The 21,796-nt window shown below is 34.1% G+C and carries 27 protein-coding genes and 2 pseudogenes; 15 read left to right on the forward strand and 14 right to left on the reverse strand.

All coding sequences use genetic code 11. The features are described from left to right. The first annotated feature begins 219 nt into the window (after positions 1–219). Positions 220–873 (forward strand): serine/threonine protein kinase, encoded by a 654-nt coding sequence (locus QLQ22_RS11770; RefSeq protein ID WP_284016661.1) that lies wholly within the window; start codon positions 220–222, stop codon positions 871–873. Between the two features lie 604 nt (positions 874–1,477). Here QLQ22_RS11770 and QLQ22_RS11775 read toward each other — a convergent pair. Continuing rightward, complete coding sequence (locus QLQ22_RS11775) at positions 1,478–1,897, reverse strand: SDR family oxidoreductase (RefSeq protein ID WP_284016662.1); 420 nt, start codon at positions 1,895–1,897, stop codon at positions 1,478–1,480. Between the two features lie 450 nt (positions 1,898–2,347). Here QLQ22_RS11775 and QLQ22_RS11780 point away from each other — a divergent pair, with 450 nt between their 5' ends. The 6 genes and pseudogenes from QLQ22_RS11780 to QLQ22_RS11805 all read left to right on the forward strand — a co-directional run. Further along, the gene (locus tag QLQ22_RS11780; RefSeq protein WP_223442653.1) at positions 2,348–3,445 is read left to right on the forward strand and encodes a GerAB/ArcD/ProY family transporter; all 1,098 of its coding nucleotides are present in this window, start codon (positions 2,348–2,350) and stop codon (positions 3,443–3,445) included. Positions 3,446–4,751: 1,306 nt separating this feature from the next. Next, complete coding sequence (locus QLQ22_RS11785; RefSeq protein ID WP_284016663.1) at positions 4,752–5,228, forward strand: DUF2975 domain-containing protein; 477 nt, start codon at positions 4,752–4,754, stop codon at positions 5,226–5,228. A 10-nt stretch (positions 5,229–5,238) separates the two neighbouring features. Continuing rightward, positions 5,239–5,460 (forward strand): helix-turn-helix domain-containing protein, encoded by a 222-nt coding sequence (locus QLQ22_RS11790; protein WP_223442659.1) that lies wholly within the window; start codon positions 5,239–5,241, stop codon positions 5,458–5,460. 132 nt (positions 5,461–5,592) lie between these two features. Beyond that, positions 5,593–6,357 (forward strand): DUF817 domain-containing protein, encoded by a 765-nt coding sequence (locus QLQ22_RS11795; protein WP_223442663.1) that lies wholly within the window; start codon positions 5,593–5,595, stop codon positions 6,355–6,357. Between the two features lie 631 nt (positions 6,358–6,988). Beyond that, positions 6,989–7,480: a GNAT family N-acetyltransferase gene (locus QLQ22_RS11800; protein WP_223442666.1), complete on the forward strand. Its 492-nt coding sequence runs from the start codon at positions 6,989–6,991 to the stop codon at positions 7,478–7,480. A gap of 139 nt (positions 7,481–7,619) precedes the next feature. Further along, positions 7,620–7,706, forward strand: a pseudogene (locus tag QLQ22_RS11805) (hypothetical protein); the annotation flags it as partial. An 88-nt stretch (positions 7,707–7,794) separates the two neighbouring features. Here QLQ22_RS11805 and QLQ22_RS11810 read toward each other — a convergent pair. Further along, a complete protein-coding gene (locus QLQ22_RS11810) occupies positions 7,795–8,019 on the reverse strand; it encodes a site-specific integrase (protein WP_223442668.1) in 225 nt (74 codons plus the stop codon). 290 nt (positions 8,020–8,309) lie between these two features. Continuing rightward, a complete protein-coding gene (locus QLQ22_RS11815) occupies positions 8,310–8,738 on the reverse strand; it encodes a MarR family winged helix-turn-helix transcriptional regulator (protein ID WP_252208654.1) in 429 nt (142 codons plus the stop codon). A gap of 143 nt (positions 8,739–8,881) precedes the next feature. On the opposite strand from QLQ22_RS11815, the gene QLQ22_RS11820 reads away from it, so the two are divergent. Beyond that, positions 8,882–9,358: a GNAT family N-acetyltransferase gene (locus QLQ22_RS11820; RefSeq protein WP_223442672.1), complete on the forward strand. Its 477-nt coding sequence runs from the start codon at positions 8,882–8,884 to the stop codon at positions 9,356–9,358. 584 nt (positions 9,359–9,942) lie between these two features. Here QLQ22_RS11820 and QLQ22_RS11825 read toward each other — a convergent pair. The 3 genes from QLQ22_RS11825 to QLQ22_RS11835 are packed head-to-tail and all read right to left on the reverse strand — an operon-like array spanning position 9,943 to position 11,283. Further along, entirely contained in the window at positions 9,943–10,470 is a 528-nt protein-coding gene (locus tag QLQ22_RS11825) for a permease (protein WP_284016664.1), read from the reverse strand. Continuing rightward, positions 10,467–10,949, reverse strand: a complete 483-nt coding sequence (locus QLQ22_RS11830) for a hypothetical protein (protein ID WP_284016665.1) — start codon at positions 10,947–10,949, stop codon at positions 10,467–10,469. Before QLQ22_RS11830 ends, QLQ22_RS11825 begins: the two co-directional genes overlap by 4 nt. Further along, positions 10,942–11,283, reverse strand: coding sequence for a PadR family transcriptional regulator (locus QLQ22_RS11835; RefSeq protein ID WP_223442681.1), 342 nt, complete (start codon positions 11,281–11,283; stop codon positions 10,942–10,944). Before QLQ22_RS11835 ends, QLQ22_RS11830 begins: the two co-directional genes overlap by 8 nt. Positions 11,284–11,645: 362 nt before the next feature. Between QLQ22_RS11835 and QLQ22_RS11840 the strand changes: the two genes are divergently transcribed. Further along, positions 11,646–11,825 (forward strand): hypothetical protein, encoded by a 180-nt coding sequence (locus tag QLQ22_RS11840; protein ID WP_223442683.1) that lies wholly within the window; start codon positions 11,646–11,648, stop codon positions 11,823–11,825. Between the two features lie 38 nt (positions 11,826–11,863). Here the strand turns inward: QLQ22_RS11840 and QLQ22_RS11845 are convergent, their stop codons facing one another. Beyond that, the gene (locus QLQ22_RS11845; RefSeq protein WP_284016666.1) at positions 11,864–12,193 is read right to left on the reverse strand and encodes a hypothetical protein; all 330 of its coding nucleotides are present in this window, start codon (positions 12,191–12,193) and stop codon (positions 11,864–11,866) included. Continuing rightward, positions 12,138–12,362, reverse strand: a complete 225-nt coding sequence (locus QLQ22_RS11850; protein WP_284016667.1) for a hypothetical protein — start codon at positions 12,360–12,362, stop codon at positions 12,138–12,140. Before QLQ22_RS11850 ends, QLQ22_RS11845 begins: the two co-directional genes overlap by 56 nt. 299 nt (positions 12,363–12,661) lie before the next feature. Between QLQ22_RS11850 and QLQ22_RS11855 the strand changes: the two genes are divergently transcribed. The 3 genes from QLQ22_RS11855 (at position 12,662) to QLQ22_RS11865 (ending at position 15,521) form a co-directional block, all read left to right on the forward strand. Then, positions 12,662–13,165: a DinB family protein gene (locus QLQ22_RS11855; RefSeq protein WP_252208655.1), complete on the forward strand. Its 504-nt coding sequence runs from the start codon at positions 12,662–12,664 to the stop codon at positions 13,163–13,165. A gap of 333 nt (positions 13,166–13,498) precedes the next feature. After that, positions 13,499–14,035, forward strand: a complete 537-nt coding sequence (locus QLQ22_RS11860) for an RNA polymerase sigma factor (protein WP_284016668.1) — start codon at positions 13,499–13,501, stop codon at positions 14,033–14,035. Then, a complete protein-coding gene (locus QLQ22_RS11865) occupies positions 14,010–15,521 on the forward strand; it encodes a DUF4179 domain-containing protein (RefSeq protein ID WP_223442692.1) in 1,512 nt (503 codons plus the stop codon). Before QLQ22_RS11860 ends, QLQ22_RS11865 begins: the two co-directional genes overlap by 26 nt. A 225-nt stretch (positions 15,522–15,746) precedes the next feature. Here QLQ22_RS11865 and QLQ22_RS11870 read toward each other — a convergent pair whose 3' ends face one another. From QLQ22_RS11870 to QLQ22_RS11885, 4 genes are all read right to left on the reverse strand, one after another. After that, positions 15,747–16,688, reverse strand: a complete 942-nt coding sequence (locus QLQ22_RS11870) for an IS3 family transposase (RefSeq protein WP_284016801.1) — start codon at positions 16,686–16,688, stop codon at positions 15,747–15,749. Then, positions 16,610–16,936: a helix-turn-helix domain-containing protein gene (locus QLQ22_RS11875; RefSeq protein WP_223440851.1), complete on the reverse strand. Its 327-nt coding sequence runs from the start codon at positions 16,934–16,936 to the stop codon at positions 16,610–16,612. Before QLQ22_RS11875 ends, QLQ22_RS11870 begins: the two co-directional genes overlap by 79 nt. A 255-nt stretch (positions 16,937–17,191) precedes the next feature. Continuing rightward, positions 17,192–17,296 carry a YjcZ family sporulation protein gene (locus tag QLQ22_RS11880; RefSeq protein WP_223442694.1) on the reverse strand — a complete coding sequence of 35 codons (105 nt, stop codon included), beginning with the start codon at positions 17,294–17,296 and terminating at the stop codon, positions 17,192–17,194. Between the two features lie 535 nt (positions 17,297–17,831). Then, the gene (locus tag QLQ22_RS11885) at positions 17,832–18,005 is read right to left on the reverse strand and encodes a hypothetical protein (protein WP_223442696.1); all 174 of its coding nucleotides are present in this window, start codon (positions 18,003–18,005) and stop codon (positions 17,832–17,834) included. A 675-nt stretch (positions 18,006–18,680) separates the two neighbouring features. Here QLQ22_RS11885 and QLQ22_RS11890 point away from each other — a divergent pair. The 3 genes from QLQ22_RS11890 to QLQ22_RS11900 all read left to right on the forward strand — a co-directional run bounded on the left by QLQ22_RS11890 (position 18,681) and on the right by QLQ22_RS11900 (position 21,268). After that, on the forward strand, positions 18,681–19,379 hold the full coding sequence (locus tag QLQ22_RS11890) for a response regulator transcription factor (protein WP_223442698.1): 699 nt from the start codon (positions 18,681–18,683) through the stop codon (positions 19,377–19,379). Beyond that, positions 19,376–20,449, forward strand: coding sequence for a sensor histidine kinase (locus QLQ22_RS11895; protein WP_284016669.1), 1,074 nt, complete (start codon positions 19,376–19,378; stop codon positions 20,447–20,449). The genes QLQ22_RS11890 and QLQ22_RS11895 overlap by 4 nt, the downstream gene beginning before the upstream one ends. Positions 20,450–20,683: 234 nt before the next feature. Further along, positions 20,684–21,268: a YdhK family protein gene (locus QLQ22_RS11900; protein WP_223443347.1), complete on the forward strand. Its 585-nt coding sequence runs from the start codon at positions 20,684–20,686 to the stop codon at positions 21,266–21,268. A 66-nt stretch (positions 21,269–21,334) separates the two neighbouring features. Here the strand turns inward: QLQ22_RS11900 and QLQ22_RS11905 are convergent, their stop codons facing one another. Both QLQ22_RS11905 and QLQ22_RS11910 read right to left on the reverse strand, forming a co-directional pair. Further along, positions 21,335–21,553 (reverse strand): recombinase family protein, encoded by a 219-nt coding sequence (locus QLQ22_RS11905; RefSeq protein WP_338037041.1) that lies wholly within the window; start codon positions 21,551–21,553, stop codon positions 21,335–21,337. Positions 21,554–21,565: 12 nt separating this feature from the next. Then, positions 21,566–21,769 (reverse strand): annotated as a pseudogene (locus tag QLQ22_RS11910) (alpha/beta-type small acid-soluble spore protein). Positions 21,770–21,796 lie beyond the last annotated feature (27 nt).

Consider the following 21,796-nt stretch of genomic DNA (forward strand, 5'->3'; position numbering starts at 1 on the left):
CTGAAACAGGTTTTATTACAGGCCGTCTCCGTCCAGTAAAGAATATTACGTGGCAGCAAGGGATAGATGAAGATAAAGAAGAAGTTGATGAATTTTATATAATCATTTAGAGTTAATTCTATGTTATAAATTAAGGTGCTAGCTATGAGCCATGTTTAAACAAAGCTAAATTCTCAATAAATTAGTATATAAAATCCAACTCGAATTTGAGGAAGTCTAATGATCAATAACACATTTTTAAATATGATAGAAAAAGAACTTATTCATAAAGTTATTCTAATAAGCAAAAGCCCATATGATCCAATTGTTGCTAAAAATATCCCTAAGGATTGGAAATGCTTAGGGACAGGGAATTATGCTGCTGTATTTTCGCATAAATCTAATCCTAATGCAGTTGTCAAAGTATATGGGAGAAGTTTTGAAGCTTTAGAAAAAGAAGCGAATGTATATACCCAATTAGGCATACATCCAGCGTTTTCAAACTTACTATATAAGGGACAAAATTATCTGGTATTAAAAAGATTAGACGGAATTACTCTTTATGATGCAATCGCAAAAGGAATTAAAATACCAGAGAGTGTCATTGTAGATATCGATCAAGCTCTTACTTTTGCTCGAAGCCAAGGTTTAAATCCATATGATGTTCACGGTAAAAACGTAATGATGAAGGATGGCAGGGGGTATGTTGTGGATATATCTGACTTCTATAAAGAGGGTCAAGATGAAAAATGGGATGATTTAGTAAAGGCGTACTATAAAATCTATAAAAAAACGTTGTATAAGATTCCGGTGAAAATACCTTATAAATTTTTAGACTTCGTTAGATATTCATATAGAAAGTTTAAAAAAATCAAATGGAAAGTAGAATTATAAAAAATAATGATGAATATTTGGGAGTTTAAAAGTATTACACTTTCAAATTAAAATCATCTATCGTTAAATGATAGAAAGAACCTGGGATTTTTCCTAGGTTCTTTTTGTAGCTAGGTAGTTAAATGCATTTAAAAAACGCTGTTTTCTCAAAGATTGTTGCTGACTAAGGTTTAAAATAAAACCAGAGTTTGATCTACATATCGTGTAGAATCAAACCCTGTTTTTATTTTAGTAATTCATAATCGTTTGTTAATTAAAACCTTCGTTAGTAGATAATTTTATGGGATTATTTTAATACGGATTCTTTTGTCTGCCTATTTCATCTGTTAGACCTAATTTAAGCATTTCATCGATTACTAATTCCTTTAAAGGTTTCCCTGATGGAGTTTATGCAATTCCTTCAGGTCCAAATGAACCAAGGATCAAAGTTAGAGCGTTATTTGAATATTGTAAGAAAAAAGGAGAAGACCCTGAAGAATTAACAGATGATGAGAGAGAGCAGTTTTTGGTTTTTCCTGATAAGGAAAATTAATAGAAATATGCCACCTATGCTAAATGAGAGGGTGTTTTTTAATTTATATAAGCAGCACAATTGGTGGTTATATTATTGTCGGGGTACCCACACAAGTGCATTGGACATAAACTCAGAGGGTGGCTGGAGATAGGTCCACTCAAGGCTGCTGGCTTCTACGGCCTGCTCCACAGGTCCCTTCTCGCCGCTCCACAAAACCGTGACTCGTCGTACCCCGGCCTTCAAGGCCATTTCAACAATCTCGGGTCCTGTTTGCAGGGGGCCGAAACCTTCACTACTAAAAGTGATTAAGTGAATGCCAGTAACGCCGTGTAGCGCAGGCGCAAGGGACTCCGGTGCAGAAAGGTCACCATACACGACCTCCACCCCTTCTGGCAGATTAGCATTAGCTGGGTTGCGCGTCAGCGCGCGAACACGCTGGCCGGCCTGGACAAGCTGAGCGACTACATGGCGACCAACGTTTCCGGTCGCTCCTGTTACTAAAATTGTCATCATTCTTCCTCCTTTGATTAAGTGTTACATTTATTATCTTATTATTTAATAACGCTTAATACTTCGGCTAAATTGTTGGACTTTACCTACAACTTTAGAATGAGTCATATATGCTGAAGTTGACTGCTGCTCTTTCCCACGGTCAATTACTATTTGGAATTGAATATTAACCTTCAATAAAGGGGTGCTTTAGTACAATACGTATATGATCTTCAACAATACCAGCTAATAAAAGCTCAGGAGTTCTTCCATTAAAGGGCGCTTTAATGGAAGAAGGATCATAGAATCGATCAATCTTTTTACTTCTTTGTAGGAGATCAGGGAAAGAAATATTTAGCCTTCCAAACACGTTTTCTTATTGAAGAGTACTTTGATTGATCTTTGACAATAATGTATTAAATGGATAAGTAAATGAGTAATTAACATAAAATTGTAATGAGGAGAAAGAAGATGCTTGAGAACGGAAAAATCGGAAGTCGTCAACTATTGATTCTCGTTGTCATGTTAACAATCGGGGATGCTATCTTAGTGTTGCCATCTATTCCTGCCATGGAAGCGAAACAAGATGCATGGATTGTTGCTATTGTTAGTGTGATTTTAGGATCATTAATTGTATTTTTATATCATTCTACAAGTATCCTCTTTCCTAATTTAACATTGGTTGAATATAGCGAAAAAATATTGGGGAAGTGGCTAGGAATCACGGTTTCTTTCCTATTCTTGAGCTATTGGTTCATTTCCGCAGCAGCTCACTTAGGGCAAATTGGGAGTTTCCTGTCCACTCATATCATGCCTGATACTCCAGTCCAATGGATTAATGGCCTTTTTCTATGCACCATTATCATGGCGGCTCGCCTTGGACTAGAGCCAGTGGCTAGAAGCGCCGAAATTTTCTCTCCCTTTTTATTATTGCTTTTATTGATTTTAACTATTTTTCTTTTGCCAGAAATAAAGACTCAAAATATGAAACCAATTCTAGAGGAAGGTTTTAAACCGATCATACGTGGCTCTTTTGCCTTTATTACCTTCCCCTTTATGGAACTAGTTGTGATCCTTATGATTCTTCCTTATGTTAGTGAGAAACAAAAGATTAGAAAGAGTCTTTTTCTTGGAGCATTGATAGGAGGTCTCGTTTTAATAGTCATTACTACATTAACAATCCTTGTTTTAGGTGCTGATCAAACAGCCAGACATATTTATCCAAGCTATGAATTGGCTCGTAAGATCAATATTGGTAATTTTTTTCAGAGAGTAGAGGCGATAATGGCCATTCTTTGGTTTATTACCATATATTTCAAAATAGGTCTTTATTTTTATGCAACTTCATTAGGTCTAGCACAAACATTAAGATTAAAAGAATATCGGCCTTTTACTATTCCGCTCGGGATGATAATGATTGTGTTGTCATTAGTCGTTTCTCCAAACATCGTCTATTACAATAATGCCATTATAAAATACTGGCCTCTCTATGACATGACAATGGGGTTCATTCTTCCCTTGTTATTGTTAACAGTAGCTAGATTTCGACATAACAAAGAAAAGGGATAATACTAAGCCACGGAAACAATCGTAAAAGGGAGTGACTAACTCTTTACTTAAACTATGCTTACAAAAAGTTAACCAAGAATCGGCCAAAATATTAGTTAACAGTAACAGCCTTTAGGGCTGTTTTATAGTCTTTTTTCCACAATCGGTGGCTTAAATGGGGTAACCGAATCACTTGTATTATAACGTTTAGAGTAAAAATGCTCTGAGCGTTTTTTCGTACAACAAATCACCAAAACCTGTTAACTTCTGATCATTCAACAGTATGATAATTGGATCTTTGGCAAGCTGAAATAATCATTATATCGTGGAATTTGTGAAGGTTTTACTTAACCTAACTCAGCGTGTTAGTTAAGTAGGATTGGTGAATCTAGTTGCCGAATTGTTAATTTACAGGATCTTGCTGTTCGAGTTGCTTCAGCTGCGTTGCGGTGGTGTCCATCTTAGACGTAAATCGACTGAGGAAAAAATAAATGAAAGAATTGATTGAACGTTCGACCATAACCGTTTAGTCAATGAATTTAAGGAGTTTGAGCTTATGAAAAATCCAGTATTATTTTCTATGAAAAAAAATTTCCAAGTGCAAACATGATCCTTATTAAGGATCAGCTACCGATCCTTTTCGATACTGGTTTTGGGAGTGATGCGAAAGATACAGAGCAATTAATTAAAGAAGCAGGCGTTTCACCAGAAGTATTACACCTGTGCTTTTGCTTCTGCATGGCAGGTTGTGACAGGGACATTCTTAGCTCAGTTCTGGAGAACCCGTGCACCATATGATGAAGAAGTGGCAAGTGATGAAAAAACTAAAAAAATGTCTTAGGATATAAAATAAAAATTGATGCGTATCCAAAAGAACTGCACTCCTATTGTTTAAACGAAATTCTTACAATTGGGTGCCTTTTTTAATATTTGATACTTAAATAGAAACCGTCTAAAAAACGATTGTTTTCGATAGCTAGTTTAAGAAGAATTATGAGTTGAGCAATTTTAGGCACTCACTTGATTATTAATAGCAGCGATATTTAACGTATTCGGCTATAAGCTATGTACCCGTTATTCAACAATTGGGGGTGATTGCTAAAGATCCAGCCGGTTGAGCTCCAGCTTTTTCTCATTCATCAACGGGCAAGTTAATAAAGAAAGTTATATATCGAATTGTTTGAAGTATTTCTTGATAATAAAGAATGCTTTTTTTTGGGTTTTCATTTATAGCAATAAAAATATCGCAATAATAGATAAAAATTTATTGTAAATCAATAAATATCGTGTTAAATTCAAATAATAATAAATAAGTGAGGTGCTTTTTATGAAACATGGTTCAACCCTCTTTTTGAAGATAGCTGTTTTTCTAATTGGAACTCCAGTTCTTGCTTTGTGTATTTTTGGGTTGCCTTGGTTAGCAAATAATCCAGCAAATCCAGATTATGCCCACATACTATATCCCATTTTAATAGGTATGTATGTATCAGCGATACCGTTTTACATTGCATTGTATAAGGCTTTTAAACTTTTAAGCTATATTGACAAGAACCAAGCTTTCTCTGAATTGTCTGTTAAAGCTCTAAAGAAAATCAAATTCTGTGCAATGACAATCAGTGGTTTGTATGTGGTCATTATGCCATTTGTTTTTCTAGTAGCAGATCTAGATGATGCCCCAGGTCTCATAATAATCGGAATGGTCTCTATCTTTGCTTCAATGGTAATCGCAGTATTCGCTGCTGTTCTTCAAAGACTTTTAAAAGAAGCGATTGATATAAAATCGGAAAATGACTTAATAGTCTGAGGTGAAAATAATGGCAATTATAATCAATATTGATGTGATGCTGGCTAAAAGGAAAATGAGCGTAACAGAACTCTCGGAGAAGGTTGGAATAACAATGGCAAACCTTTCTATATTAAAAAATGGAAAGGCAAAAGCGATTCGATTATCAACTTTAGAGGCGATTTGTAAGGCTTTAGAATGTCAACCCGGAGATATTTTGGAATACCGAAGTGATGAAGACACCAAGGATTAATATAGCAGGAATATTTAAAAGGAAAAGAAAGTTATTCGGCGGTGAACCTATGCACATAACCCTAAGCCTATTTAGCTATTATACTAAGCAGGACTTGCATATTTTTAGAAAAAACCATTGGAGGCACAAATCATGAGAGCACTAAACCAGCTCGTTCGTTTTGGTTGGGAGCAGGCACTGTCATGTTTGTTTCCTGTCGTTATTTTCGCCTCTTTGGCATTTACAAAAATCATACCGCTTCCCTTCCTGCCACGGTATGACTGGCTGCTCATCATCTGCCTTCTCATGCAGTGGTGGATGGTGCATTCTGGGCTTGAAACACGGGATGAACTAAAGGTTATCACCTTGTTCCACCTTATTGGACTCGCTCTGGAACTTTTCAAGGTACATATGGGCTCCTGGTCATATCCAGAGGAAGGATATTTCAAAGTTTTTGAAGTGCCTTTGTATAGCGGATTTATGTACGCAAGTGTAGCGAGTTATCTCTGTCAGGCGTGGAGGAGGTTGAGGGTTGAACTAGTTAAGTGGCCGCCGTTTTTGGTCGTAGTACCACTTGCATCCGCAATCTATTTGAATTTTTTCACCCACCATTATTGGATTGACATTCGTTGGTGGTTATCTGGACTTGTCATGATCGTCTTTTGGCAATCATGGGTCAAATACGAGATTAATGGAACTCGTTACCGTATGCCACTCGCACTTTCTTTTGTGCTTATCGGATTTTTTATATGGATAGCGGAAAATATCGCAACGTTCTTTGGAGCTTGGGAATATCCAAACCAAACCAACGCATGGAGTCTCGTTCATCTAGGAAAGGTGAGTTCATGGCTCTTATTAGTGATTGTCAGCTTTCTTATAGTAGCGACGTTAAAGCAGGTTAAGTTCAAAATATCATAGTTCAAAATGGGAGGCTTTGTAATTAAATGAATATCCTGAAATAGATGATCTGATTTATGACGAAGATGTTTATTTAATATGTTTATTTGCCAGATGTAATAGATGAGAAGTATAAAAATCATTTCCGCAGCTGATTTTTAGGAGATGGCATTCTTATGTCTTATATATATTTTATGAAAACATACCAAAGTTTTTGGCAATCTTGAAAGTATTAGATTATTACGGCTAATTTATTAAGATGAAGAAAGATGGATTACTGTCCAGCGGTGATTCTGCTCAAATAACTGTTGATTTGATATATTAATCGGTAAAAAACAATTTAGAAAAATTGATGAAACTTTAAGGTAGTCCCATCATGAGACTACCTTAAAGTATTTTATTCAACAAAAGGGGACGATTAAAGTGCAGGATTGTGGAGGATTCGATTTTTCTTTTTTCTTTAGTTAAAGGACCAGAATGATGAGACACGTTTTCAACGAAATTGGATTTTTATGAAAAAATACATCGGGGAATTGTGAAGCCTTTCACTTAAATTAACTAACGAGGCAGTTTAGTTCGTGAAGGACAAATGAAAGTTTAGGTCGAAATTAATTAAATAAGAGATTTAATTAATTGTAAAAGAGGTATAACAATGACTGTTTCATTGAACCCCATTTCCAAAGATGAAAAGCATATTCTTAAGAATTTATATTCCCTTTATTTACATGACCTTTCAGAGTATACCGAGGGTTTAGACATCTCAACAGATGGTTTATTTGAATTTGATTCATTTGAATTAATTTGGAAGACGGAAGGGTTAACACCATATTTTTTGAAAAAAAATAAAACAATTGTAGGGTTTTTATTACTTTTGGAAAGTCCGTTTTTAAAAAAGGACTATGATTACAGTATTAATGATATTTTTATTTTGAAAAAATATAGAAGAAAAGGTATTGCAATTTCATTATTAAAGGTATTGTTTAAACAAAAAAAGGGTAGTTACTTTGTTGTGGAATTAGCTAAGAATATTCCTGCTGTTATATTTTGGAGAAAGATTTTTAGTGAGCTAAATATAGATTTTGAAGAAAAAAAGAAAATTGTCGATGATGAAGAATGTTTGGTTCAGTCTTTTCAAATTACATAGAAAAAATTAAATCTGATGCAGAAGATTTTATTAGAAATGAAGGAGATAACCCCAAAAAAGATTGAGATAAACTTTATTAATCCTTCTTAATTAATCGGGGGCGTTTGCTGCAAAGTGAAATTGCCCTTATATTTTGTAAGCCTATAAAATAGACATGTTTGCTTTACTTGGGAAACCAGGTTTAGAAGAAGTTAAAGCGAATCTTGAAAAACACTTAGAGGAATAAGGTTTAACGCCACTTTCCTTATTAAGGGAATTGCTTTGTTCACGGGGTATAAAAAGGGTGACTGACCACATTTTGACCACATTCCTTGCTAAAATGTGATTGAGTCTCCCATATACTCTGAGAATTTATTTATTGATTTGGTTTCCATTGATTTTGTAACATGGGAATAAATGTTTCCGGTAGTCATAATATCCTTAAGTCCTAATCTTTCTTGAATCTCTTTTAAAGATACTTCTGCTTCCAGCAGCATTACAGCGCTAGTTTTCTTTAGTCTTTCAAATGCAGTTTGAATTGTTCTTTCTCTTAAACGCATGCCATCTTCTTTGCAAAATACAAAAAGCTTGAATCATCCAAGGAAAAAGAAAAGATTCTTAAGGAAGAAATTGAAGAGTTGAAGAAACAACATAGATCTGGATCAGAAGCCTAAAGGCTTTTTTTGTTTGGCTTAATCTCCAAGGGATTTTTCATCTAAATAAGGAGGTGATCTATGCTGTGAAAAAAATAAGTGAATTAATTCACACATTAGCGTGGTGCGACAAGAGACAGTTGGTTTGTTTAGTTTGCACTTACACCAGGGCAAACTGATTGAAAAAACTTTCAAAATTAATTTTTATCTAATTTTTCTTTTATTTTCATCATCGAAATACGAATTTCATTAATCTCACTTTCAGTTAGTCCATTCAATAAATGATTTATTTGTTCATCTGACTGAATATTAATTTTATCTAGCAATTTCTCTCCTTTTTTTGTTAAAAAGAGAAGATTTTTTCTACTGTCTAATATTGAGCTTTTTTTCTTTATTAATGCTTCCCTCTCTAATTTACGTAAAATTCTGCTCATATAGCTTCTATCAATATTAAGTTCTTGAACGAGATTATTCGCAATACACTCAGTTCTCTCGCTTATTTCAAATAGTATTCGTGCCTCGGTTAATGAATAATCTGAATCTAGAATTTGGTTATTAAATAAACCAAGTACCTTTGTATAAAATCGATTGAATTGTCTGATATCATAAATGATTTCTTTATCCATACATTCTCCTTTAGTTGACTATGTCCACATTTGATATTAACATAACTGTATCTCTAAAATGTGGACTAAGTCAACATTTTAGAGATGCCATTTTCAAAAATGTGTCGCAATCTTTATTAAGATCTAATTGAAGGAGATAGTATATGATTATTCGAGAAATTAAAAAAGAAGACAATGCAAAAGTAAAAGAAATAATACAAGATTCACTAATATCACTTGGCTTGGCGATTCCAGGAACAGCTTATTTTGACCCTCAACTTAACGACCTTCACCAATATTATACTAATTTAAAATATGCTAACTATTGGGTAGTAGAATTGGAAGGAGAAGTTGTTGGTGGAATTGGTATAGCGTCGTTTAACGAACAAGACAAAGTTTGCGAATTGCAAAAGCTATACTTAAGTCCAAAAGCAAAAGGTTTAGGGTTTGCAAAGAAACTAATGGAAACAGCTTTGTCATTTGCCTCTAAACATTATGCAAAGTGCTACTTAGAAACACAGCACGAATTAAAAACTGCGTGTATATTATATGAAAAATTTGGATTTACACTTTTACATCAACCATTATCAGGTTCTGCCCATTCTGCTATGAATGCGTGGTATTTAAAAGATTTGAATTAGAGCCGTAAGAACTCCATTAAATCAATTATAATTAGAAATTAATATATAGAATAAAAAGCCGATTTCCAAAAGTGGAGTTCGGCTTTTTTTCTAACTTTGTGAAGGATTGTACTTAAACTACCCGTTAGTTAAACAAGCATCAAATAATAAAAGCACCTTTTAAGCCTTTCCTCTTTTTCCATGAACCCAAGAACCTACTAGTTACTAACTTAACAGTAAAGATTAGAATTAAAATTAGGTGATTCTATGTACATTTCTCCAATGCTTCTTCATAAATCAGAAGAAGCTTTATTTAATAAGGTAATTAAAAAGAGGATATAGTACATACCGTATCCTCTAATCTTTTGCTGCATACAGTAGTCCGTTGTAGGTGCAGGATTAACAGAAAATGATGGTATTCATGAGCAATTCTGGAGCCAAGTACAGCAGCGACAAGTGAATACTCTCAAGGTTTTTTCAACTGATTTCCCTAGTTATTTCCCAAGTATTTTTCCGTAAAAAGTCCGGCTCCTAATGGTAAATTAAAAAGCTACAGCTACAAAATAATCTGGGATTGAGGGGCTTAAAGACTTATTGATCTAAATCTATACTTCCTTAGTTATATCATACTTTAACAACTTTTGTTGGCCATAAATTTTTTCAAAAAGAATTCCTGTTAAATAGTAAAACACGAGGCCAAAACAAATGTGAATAAGTGTAAATTTAGAACCAAACGAAGTGAATTCATATACTAGAACTGGCAATTTCACTGTTGACCAAGCGCCTAAGAAAAACACTATATAGCGGACACTGGCTCCTTTTTTCAATAAAAGTACTGCAATTGGAAAGGCTATATAAAGAGGGCCTGCAGCTACTGTTGCTAATAATAAGGTGAAGAAGACACCATATATACCTGATTTTTCACCCATATATCGAATGAGTGATTCTTTCTTTACCCATTGATCCAATAATCCCACTAATATGAATATAGGAGGAAGTAGGAATAACATATCCAAAATACTTTTGCCAGTTAACTGAACTATTTTCATAGCAATAGCTTGATTCATAAATGCAATAAGAAGAAGCCCTAATAATAAAATGAGAAAGAACCGATATCTTTTTATTTTTGTCATGTCATCACCACCCAAATAATCAATGCAAATAGAAGAGACATTATTATGGCAGAAATATTTCGTGCATAAGCAAAACTTCGTCCAAAAGTTTTTTGTTCCATAGATATAGTTGCAAGTCCTACAGACATTAATGTCGACATTAATACCGCTACTTGTGGAAGAGCAGCACCATTTTGAACTAATGTATGTCCGAGAGGAAAGACGATAAAGCTTGGAACTAAAGCAATTGAGCCAATGATTGTTGAATAAATAATGCCTAGTAAGCCAGAATTTTCGCCAATAATTGAAGAAATAAGGGACGGTGTCAATAAAGACAATGCTAGCCCAACAAAAAGCATAATAGCTAATAAATCCGGTAAAACATTGCGAAACATTTTCCATGAACTTAATAAGGCTACCTTTGTTTTATGTTTGTCTTTTGTGAAGGAAATACCCAAATAAATAGTGGCTATAGTATAGAGAATAATTCCATTAATCATTATTTTGAGCATTCCATTCTTTATATTTTTCTAGGAAAAACGATAAATTTTTAATTTTTTCTTCAATATCTATTTGAAAATCTTCTAATTTTCTTTTTCCAACTGTAGTGATTCTGTACATCCTTATCGGTTTATCTCGATCAGATGTATCCAGATAAGACTCAACAGCACCTTCTTCCTCTAATTTTTTTAGTGTGCGATATAATATGGAACTATCAATTGGATTGATGGGAAGCTCTTCCTCACATTTTTGCAGAAGTTTCCCTCCATAGTTATCTCCCTCTGTTAAAAACAGCAAAAGAAATGCACCTGTATGTCTCCCTGTATGTTTCATGAAATATATAACCTCCTAATTTTAATGTAAAAATTTTTTTCGATAACACAATACTGTTAATAACAGTATGCTGTCATAAACAGTATTGTGTCAATTTTTTTCTCTGTGATAACAAAAAAATTAGAATGTGAAGAATTGTACTTATACTAAAGGGGGCTAGAGTTAAATAAGTGCGAGCCAGCTACAACAGCCTTTGATATTCAATAATCGGGTGCTTTAATTGAATATAAAGAAGAGCACATTTTATACATGACTAATATATGTGCTCCTCTTTATTTTTAAGAATTTATATAATTTAGGTCTTGATAAATAATGACGTAACTTCTAAATTCAAAGAACTTCATAATATAGCAGCAGGCATAATGGAATTTATGAAACCGGCTGACCGAAAGAAACTATATGCTGAATACCAAAAGTACGTTGTTAACGAAAACAATGATTTTATCTATCTTGAGCCGAAGTTAAAAGGCGTTGTAAAATACCGCAATTTGACCCAAAAAGGATATTTAAGAATTCCTTCTTTTGAACATTGGATAGCATAATAAAAAAGCTGAAGAAACTCTTCAGCTTTTTATATTTATTATTCAAATGTATACTCAACTGTTTGCTGTCCAGTAATGTCTTCGTAGGTATCACCATTCATTGAACTTCCAAATATCAACTTCACTTTATTGATTTCCGCATCCTTGATAATAAAGCCATCTTGATAATCTTTCTTCACTTTACCAATGAATACTGAATCAGTTTTTGAATCATCAAAGAAGAAATCTTTTATCTGTCCGTCAATCTGTTCACCTTTATCTGTAACAACGTTCATAAGATCATACCATTCAACGTTACCTTCTGTTGTATTTTCAGCATTGAATGTATGAGAATCCGTCTTTAATCTCTTCTGAAGTAGTATCAGCATTTAAAGCAATATCTTCCGCAAATGTTGGATCTATGTCTGTAAGTTTAATGACTTTAACGTCTTTCACTATAATCTTTAAAGGGGCAATATCAACCGTTTCATTAACTTGCTTAATCTTGAACAGTTCTGCCGTTGCTGTATCATTCTTAGCTTTTTGACCAACTTCCAATAATTCTGTAGAACCATTCTCATTTTTTTTAAGTTCTGCCGGCTAACGATATTCTTTTTCTTTAATATACTTAAGGAAGGATTTTGGACAATTATGTAGAAATGGAAATATTAGTTACTCTATTAAAGGGCAGACATAGTTGAAGAGTGGTTTCAAGAGTTTGATCAGCAATCGGGCCATATTCTTGAGTAAGTCTTTTTAAGTTAAACTAATATGACCATATAGACACTTTAATAAATTGGAAGGGAATATACAAGATTTGGCGAAACTATTATTTATAACAAAATTGGAGGATTTTTATGTTCCAAGACCTAAACCATTTTTTAAAATCCTGGGAGTACGAATCTGGAGCCACACAGAACCTACTGAATAATCTAACTGATGAGTCACTAAAGCAGGAAATTACTTCACAGAACTGGAATTTAGGACGTATTGCTTGGCATACAGTTGCGTCCATTCATATCATTACTTCAAACACAAAATTAAGATTTGAAGCCCAAGCAGAAGATTGGCCAGTCCCTGATTCAGCTAAGTTTATAGCATGTAGTTATAGGAAAGCCAGTGAAGCATTTGTACAAGCTTTAGAAACTCAATGGAGGGACCAAACTTTAGGAGAACATATCAACTTTTTGGGTAGACAAATGCCAAATGGTTCTCTTTTGATGTTCTTACTTCAGCATCAAAGTCACCATCGAGGACAAATGACTGTTCTTATGCGTCAAGCAGGATTAAATGTTCCAGGTATATATGGCCCTTCAAAAGAAGAATGGGCTAAATTTGGTATGGAACCCCCAAAAATGTAATCAAATCCATACTTCCGTTAAAGGGCGCTATTCTTCGATAAGACAACATAAACGATATTCCACAATCGGGGGCGATTACTTAATAAGTGTCGCCTCAAAACGTGAAAAAATGATAAATCCGGACAGTGAAAAACCCCTTATAAATCAAGGGGTTTTCTTTTTTCCAACTTCCTCTAGGAACGATTATGTTAACTAGATTTGTATAGAGTATACATTTGAAACTTGGGGCCTTGTTAAACTAAGATAATTTTTTTTAAAAAAATTCAAAAACACAACTTTTGATTTGTTATTACGTCTAAGTATTGAACATTAAGAAAAGGAGGGGGGATTTTATTGTCAGAGTACAGAAAAGAAGAAATTGCAGATTGGTATGATCAACATAGTAAATCGATTTTAACCTTTATTTTATTGATGGTTAAGGACTATCAACAAGCAGAAGATTTAACCCACGATACGTTTGTTAAAGCATATTTATATTATGATTCATTTAAAAATCACTCAAGTGAAAAAACATGGTTATTTAGTATTGCTCACAATCTAACGGTGGATTTTTTAAGAAAGCGCAAGCCAAGCATATTCTTTAAAGAATTTTTTCTTTCACAAAAAGACAATAATCTATTGCCTGAAGAGATTATTAAAATTAAAGAGAACTCATTTGAATTTTATAAAGCGTTAGGTAAAATCAAAGATACATATAGAAAAGTGATAGTTTTAAGAAAGATCAAGGGTTTTTCTATAGAGGATACCGCAAAGATTTTAAGTTGGTCTGAAAGTAAGGTTAAATCAACGCTTTTTAGGGCGATACCAGTTCTAAAAAAACAATTAATAAAGGAGGGATTTTTAAATGAAGAAGCAATACGAAGATACTGAGTTTGATAATCCCTTAAAAAAGCTAAATTCCGATTTAATGTGGAATAAAACAAAAAAACAAGAACTAAAAAACCGAATTTTAGTTGATATTGAAAATTTGGAATCTAATGAGAGAAATAAGTACTCTAGTATATCAACACATAGCAAAAAGGTAAATGTCAGCACCTTTAACAAAAGAAGTACTCTTTACAAAAGATTTTCATTAGCTATAGTAGTGTGTTTGATTATTGTTTCGACATTTATTTTCACACCCGCATTAGCAGTTATTCAAGAGGTTTATGATAAAATATTTTCGAGTAAACATATTGATGATACAGGTGTTAGGACTGCAATTACCCAGGGGTATGGTCAAGCTGTTGATCAAACATTTTATGATGAAAAACATGATATAACAGTGCATTTTGAGAGTGTGATGACGGATGATAAAGAGACAAAGCTGTTACTGACTTTTCAAAGTAAAAAGACAAATTTAAAGAACTATTATCTCGATATTTTTGAAGGTGTAACTTCGATTAACCTGATTGTTGGAAATGAACAAAAAAAATTAGACAATGTGGGTTGGGGAAGCAGGTATTACGATAGTAAAGAAAACAAAGTGGCTGAAGCATTATCTTTTAAATCAATAAAAGAATATGAAGATCAAGACATTCGTTTAGAAATTCAAAATTTGACAATATATGATGCCAACGGTACTAGTAAAGTTCAAACGATTTGGCCACTCGATATTAAGCTCGATAAATCTGCCATCTCAGAAAGAGAAACCGTAGAAATAAATAAAGAATTCACTTTTGAAAAAGAAACATACAAGATTAAACAGGTAGAGTTTTCACAGCTAGAAACAAGAGTTGTCGTTTCTACACCTACACCTGACAGGGACCCCATACCGGATAAGGATGGAGGTCAAGGTAGAGTAATGAGCAAATTGGAACATAAATTCCTTAATGCAAGGAAAATAGATAAAAAATACGGTTATATCGTTGACGATAAAAAATCTGGTATATTTTTGAAATCAGCAGCCGAAAAAGTGGAGCCAATTTTTAGTAAGGGTGAAGTAGAGGGAGCAAAGGACGAATATATAATGATTTTTGCTCCGGTTAAGGATCGCCAAGACTGCATTCTTGAAGTTGGTGATGATATTAAAATACCATTAAATAAGAGTGGAACTATAGAAAAACAAGCGGAAGGTAATGAAAAACCAAATATAGACGCATTGTTAGCTGAAAATGGATTTACAGCAGAACAACTGTCGAATGATGAAATGAAAGAAATGGATTTATATCTTGAAAAATTTCCAAAAGAATTTTCAATTGATAGAACTGTAATAGGAAAAGTGAAAAATCATGAAAATTCAAAGGTTTTAGAAGTTTCCATATCACAAACATCTGGTATGCTTAGTGAAGTTCAGGCTTTAAATGCAGAAGATGCTAAAATAGCAAGAAAAGAAGATGGTTTGTCTTTCATTCCTATTTATTTAACTCATGATTAAGATAGATAAAATAAATCCCCTTTATTAATTTAAAGGGGATTTGTATTTAAATATGGCTTAACTTTTTTTCATAAGGTACCGGAAGATTGGTTTTTTTGATTTATATGTGATCATTTACAGATACTGATCTTCCTCAATCGGGCGCTTTAATTAAACAAGCAGCAAAAAGGATCTTCGTTTGGTCTTACCCCCGTCAAGTAGACAATGAAAAAAAGGGTACACTAATTAAGCAGCCGTAGCCCTAAATTCAGTAGGGCTGAGGTTGTTTAATTTCTTTTGAAAACGTTTATTATTATAAAACTTGATATATTTTCTTACTGCTGTTGTTACTTCTTTTGAAGTCTTGAATCGAGAACGGTAAAAACATTCTGTTTTAAAGTGGCTAAAAAAACTCTCTATACAAGCATTATCAAAACAATTTCCCTTTTGGGACATACTTACGTTTATATTGCTTCTTTTTAATAGTTGGTTATATCTTATTGAGGTGTACTGAAATCCTTGATCGCTATGCAATAGGAGTCCTTTGACATCTCTTTTTTTTATGGCTGATTTTAAAGTGTCAGTTACTAGTTTAAGATCATTTCTTTCACTTATCTTATACGAAACAACCTCATTATTGTAAAGGTCCAATATTGTAGATAAATAGATTTTCTTTCCATTAAATTTGAGACAGGTTATATCTGTCACCCATTTTTCATTTGGGCGTGTAGCTGAAAATTCTCTGTTTAAATAGTTATCAGAGACGACACATTTTTCTTTACGTCCAAAGTGCCTCCACTTCTTTTTTCGTATCTTTGCTTGAATTCCATATCTCTTCATTAAACGATAAATTCTTTTATGATTAACTCTTAGACCGTAGGTCTTTTTTAACCAAGTTTTGATTCTTGGATAACCATAACTCCAATTAATATCAGGATCTTGTTGGCATTTAATAATTTTTGTTACAATTGATTGATCTTCCAGCTCTTTTTTTGAAGGGTTATTTTGGCGTTTAAACCATTTATAATAACCACTCTTTGAAACACCTGCTATTTTACATAAGGTGATGATACTAAATTGTTTTTTAAGTTCATGGATTATTTTATATACTAACGATTTTTCTTTTCTTTTAACATCCCCCTTTTCGCAGCTAAGAGCTTTTTTAGAAAGGCATTTTCTGCTTCTAATCGATTTATTTTTTCTGCCTCACTTTCATAATCTTTATTAGGTCTACCTTTAAACTGGCTACGTGATGTTCCTCTTTTTTCCTCTAAGCCTTGGACTCCTTCACTTTTATAATGAGATATCCATCTTTGGATAGTTGTATATCCTATACCCAACTCTTTAGAAATTGATCTAATCCCCATATCATTTATGTACAAATTAATTGCTTTTAATTTAATCTCTTTTGTATAAGTCTTTCTAATTTTCCCCATGATAAAATCCCCTCCAAAATAAACAGTACAAACCTTTCTTTTTACTGTCTACTATAAGGGGATAATATCATTTGAAGATCCTTTTTTAATGCCGATAATTATGTTTATGTAAATTAATTTTTGTATGGAGTATTCATGTAAGACGAGTCGTTTTAATTAAAACCTATATAAGCAAAAATTCCTCTTCCCCACATTAAATCAAAAAACACCTAGCTTAACTGAAAGCCAGGTGTTTTTTGTAAATCTAAACGGTTTTTAGTAGAAGTCCTTCATGAAAGAAGCACCTACAATAATTAACAATACAAATAGTACGACAATTAACGCGAAATTGTTGTCTTTTCTGCCACCATAATCACTCATTTAAGATTCCTCCCCCCCAATATAAGCTAATACCAAATTATGTGGAAAAATTGAGAATGATTGGACAGACACTCTGGGTATTTTATGATTTTCACAAAAAAGTAACAGCATATGTCCAGCTATATAAAGTATTTGGGGTTTGAAATTAGGAATTAGTGATTAACTTTCCCTATCTTTTCTAATATCCACTCTTTCCTCAACAGTTGTCCAAACCTTTTTGGTTTTAAGTCATATTTTATAGTAAGAGAACGCAAGTATCTCTGGTGCCTCCAGCCCATATTGACTTCCTTATCACTTTCAAAGGTAAAAGCGTATGTTTGATACATACGCTTTTACCTATTTCGATCGTTTTGTTGGGAGATAATCTTATGAATAAAGCATGAGCTATTCCGCAATCGGGGTCTTTAATGGAGTAACACTTGAATTATAAAGAGAACACAAAAAAAGCAACCGATATACGGTTGTTTTTTTACTAAAAAGTAGACTTGTAGGATCTCATGGTTAAATATAAAGAACTCAACTTGAGCTCTCCGTGTTACCATTCTGGTTCTTCTTTTATATCAATTTTAAAAACTTTAATGTCATTTTCTTTAAGAGCCTTTTTAATAGCATTAGTTACAGTTTGTTTAACATTCTCAAAACTTTCTCCTGATGCTGTTCTTATCATTAAATCGATTTCCATTTCCTCTTCGGTAATCCCTTCAGCCACAACATTAATATCATGTTTCTACCTGAGCTTTTAGTTAACGGAAAAATTGAAGTTGTAGAAATTATTGATGATTTTAAAAAGCAGACTAGGTGATATCTTGAAATCTTTTATTCAACAATCGGGGGCTTTAATGGAATAAGGACGGGAACGTCCAAATCGGACGTTCCCAAATTTTATACCTGAAAAACAACAATACTACTTAACAAAGCCTTTTATTAAAAGACGCTGTCTTCTAGTTTGTTGTTACTCTAAGTAAAAAACTGAAAAATTGAATTTTATGGTAATTAGTTATCCTAATGAAAGAGCACTGTCACTCCTCTAACATGAAAATAAACTAATAGTAATTACAATAAAGGAGTTATTGGAGTGACAATAGAAAATCGTATAATAAATGGAAGTTTTGAAACAGGTTCCCTTTCACCGTAGGGTGGTTCTAACGCAACTATCACTAATCAATATTCTCATACCGGATCTTTTGCTGCTCGATTGTTAGCCGGAGCTGTGACTAACTGCGAATGTACACATGACATTCCTCTTACCTTTAATGTTGTTTTTTCTATTTTCTTCATTAATTTTTCTTTGGGAATGAGAACTTCATCTAAAACATTTCGTAATAAATTTAATAATGATATCATTCTTTATCATGAAGACAGTGAATTTTCGGAGGTGTAGTAATTGAAAAAGACTAAAATTTTAGTTGTGGATGATGAACAAAAAATTAGAGAGGTCATATCTTCTTACCTGCAAAATCAAGGATACTGTGCCTTGGAGGCACGTAATGGAACTGAGGCAATTGAAATCGTAAATAACGAACTGCCTGATTTTATGATTCTTGATTTAATGCTGCCTGATATGTCGGGAGAAGAAGTCTGCGAGATTATAAGAAGAAAATTTTCAATACCTATTTTAATGCTTACGGCAAAGGTTATGGAAAATGATAAAATACATGGGCTCTCAATAGGAGCAGACGATTATATGGTGAAGCCTTTTAGCCCAAGAGAACTGATTATGCGAGTTAAGACCATATTAAGACGCACAAATGAGGATTTACTTTTAGCGGAGAGAATCGCATTTAATAATGAAGAATTAGTCATCGATACAGCTAATCAGGAAGCTTCATTTCACGGCGAAACCATTAATCTCACACCTAGTGAGTATAAGCTGCTGCTTGTGTTAGCCAGATATCCTAGGAGAACATATACCAGAGAAGATTTAGTAGAAAAAGTCCTTGGTTATGATTATGAAGGCGAAGCTCGAATCATTGACCAACATATAAAGAATTTACGCCATAAAATTGAGCCAAACCCAAAAGAACCTATTTACTTGATTACTGTTTATGGCATAGGCTACAAATTCATGGGAGAAAAATCATGATGAAAGGACTACATGCTCGCCTGGCTATTAGTTTCACTATAACCACCACGTCTGTCTTAATTCTTGCCAGCATAGTTTATGCTTTGGAAATTCACTATCACTTTAAGATGTTTCAACACGAATCCTCCATGAATCAAAATATGGATCCTTTAAGCAGCCATTTGGAAAGAGCAATGCTGGAATCCATCTTTTTTACAGCTGCCGGAGCTATCATCTTAGTGATTATCATTAGTTACTTTGTAGCCAAAAAACTGTCCGACCCTCTACTTCAGATGCGAAGGGCGGCAGAAAAAATGACTAAAGGCGATTGGGCAACCCGAATACATATACCTGGTAATGATGAAGTGAGTGAGTTAGGTTCATCACTGAACCTATTAGCATTTGAACTAGAAAGACAAGAAAAAATACGAAAAAGCATGACAGCCGATATTGCACATGAGCTTCGAACGCCTTTAGCTACCTTAAAGAGCCATATGGAGGCTTTTGAAGATAGAATTTGGGAACCAACGCCTGAGCGAATTAGGAGTTGTACAGAGGAAATTAATCGTCTCATCCACCTGATTCACGACTTCGAGCAGTTAAATACCATTGAGTCACCTGATTTTCGCATGAATTTCCGACAGCATGATTTGAAACAAACAATTGAACACTGTATCGAAACTGTGAGCGGGGCATTCCTTCAAAAGAATATTAAGTTAGAAACAAAGCTTTCAGGAGGGGTAGATTTCCCCTTCGATGAAGAGAGAATGAAACAAGTATTTTTCAATCTTTTATCCAATTCCTTAAAATATACTGCATCTGATGGACAAGTCAGTGTTTCGGCTATAGAGGAAAAGAAATCTGTACTTATTGTAGTAGAAGATAACGGCTCCGGAATAAAAACAGATTCACAAAGCAAAGTATTTAACCGTTTTTACAGAGAAGATAGTTCGCGGAGCCGTAACACGGGCGGAAGCGGTATCGGGTTAGCAATTGTAAAACGTTTAGTCGAAGCTCATCATGGTGAAGTATGGATAGAGAGTCAATTAGGAAAAGGAACGTCTGTTTTTGTTCGACTTCCCAAACGCTAGAGGATAAAAGGCAGGTTAACCTGCCTTTTTCTTATTGGAAGATGAATTCTCTATAACTCGTAATATTCCAAAATGCTTTCCAGAAAATCAAGGTTGTCAGCCTGCCATCTTCATAAGTTCTACATAATTGTTGTGTAAACTTGATGTATCGAGAGTTAGTCTGCGAAACCATTACATGCTAATCTCTCCTCATCTGGAAGGAGCTAATACTAATAAGGAGAAGTGAAAAAAACAATGAAAAAACAACTATTATTTCTTGGTGTGGCTACTATTATTGGTTTAAGTGGATGCGGTAACATTGCAGACCGTGAAAACAATGAAAGCAAAAATAAGGAGCCAAAAGAAGAAGAAACAAACCATTCAGAGATGAACCACTCTAGTACAGGTGAAATCCCCGAAGGGTTAAAAGAAGCAGCAAATCCTAAATATGAAGTTGGTAGCACTGCAACCATTCAATCGGACCATATGGGTGGCATGAAAGGGGCTGAAGCAACCATTTCCGGTGCTTTTGATACAACTGTCTACGCTGTTTCCTACACCCCTATAACAGGTGGCGATCCTGTAAAAAATCATAAATGGGTCATACACGAGGAGATAAAAGATGCCGGTGATACCCTTCTAAAACCTGGGGATGAAGCCGATTTAAATGCCGACCATATGAAAGGGATGAAAGGGGCCAAAGCAACCATTGATACTGCTGAACAGACTACCGTTTACATGGTCGATTTCACCCCAACTACTGGTGGAGAGCCAGTGAAAAATCACAAATGGGTAACAGAAAGTGAACTTTCGAGTGCAGGAAATCACAGTGGTCACTGACCAATTGCGTTACTCAAAACCAAAACAAAAAAGGAGTAAGAAAGATCTCTTACTCCTTTTCCCACTTCATCCAGCTACTAAATTTCTGCAATCTTCCGCACATCTTTTTCTACCTTCAGATGTTCGTTCAACTATTATCTCTCTTTCAAACTGCGCAAAAGAACCTACAACATTTAATAATAAAGATTGTAGGGGGTTTGCTGTTTCATTGACCTTAAAAGATAAATTATCTTTAAAAGAGCACTGATCATATTGTGATCTCGCTCTTTTTTGTTGTATCAGCAGCTAAACTTTGTTTTAGAATCTTCCGCCCATACCTTTTTGAGAGAATTGTACTAATCTCTTCGTAATTTCTCCGCCAACTGAACCATTAGCGCGTGACGTTGTCTCTGCACCTAGGTTAACACCAAACTCCTGAGCAATTTCATACTTCATTTGATCAATAGCCTGCTGCGCTCCAGGTACTTATAAGTCATTACGATTGCTGTTTCTTCCAGCCATCTGATCCAACTCCTTAAAGTTATATTC

Source organism: Metabacillus hrfriensis, assembly GCF_030127205.1.
GTDB lineage: Bacteria > Bacillota > Bacilli > Bacillales > Bacillaceae > Bacillus_P > Bacillus_P dongyingensis.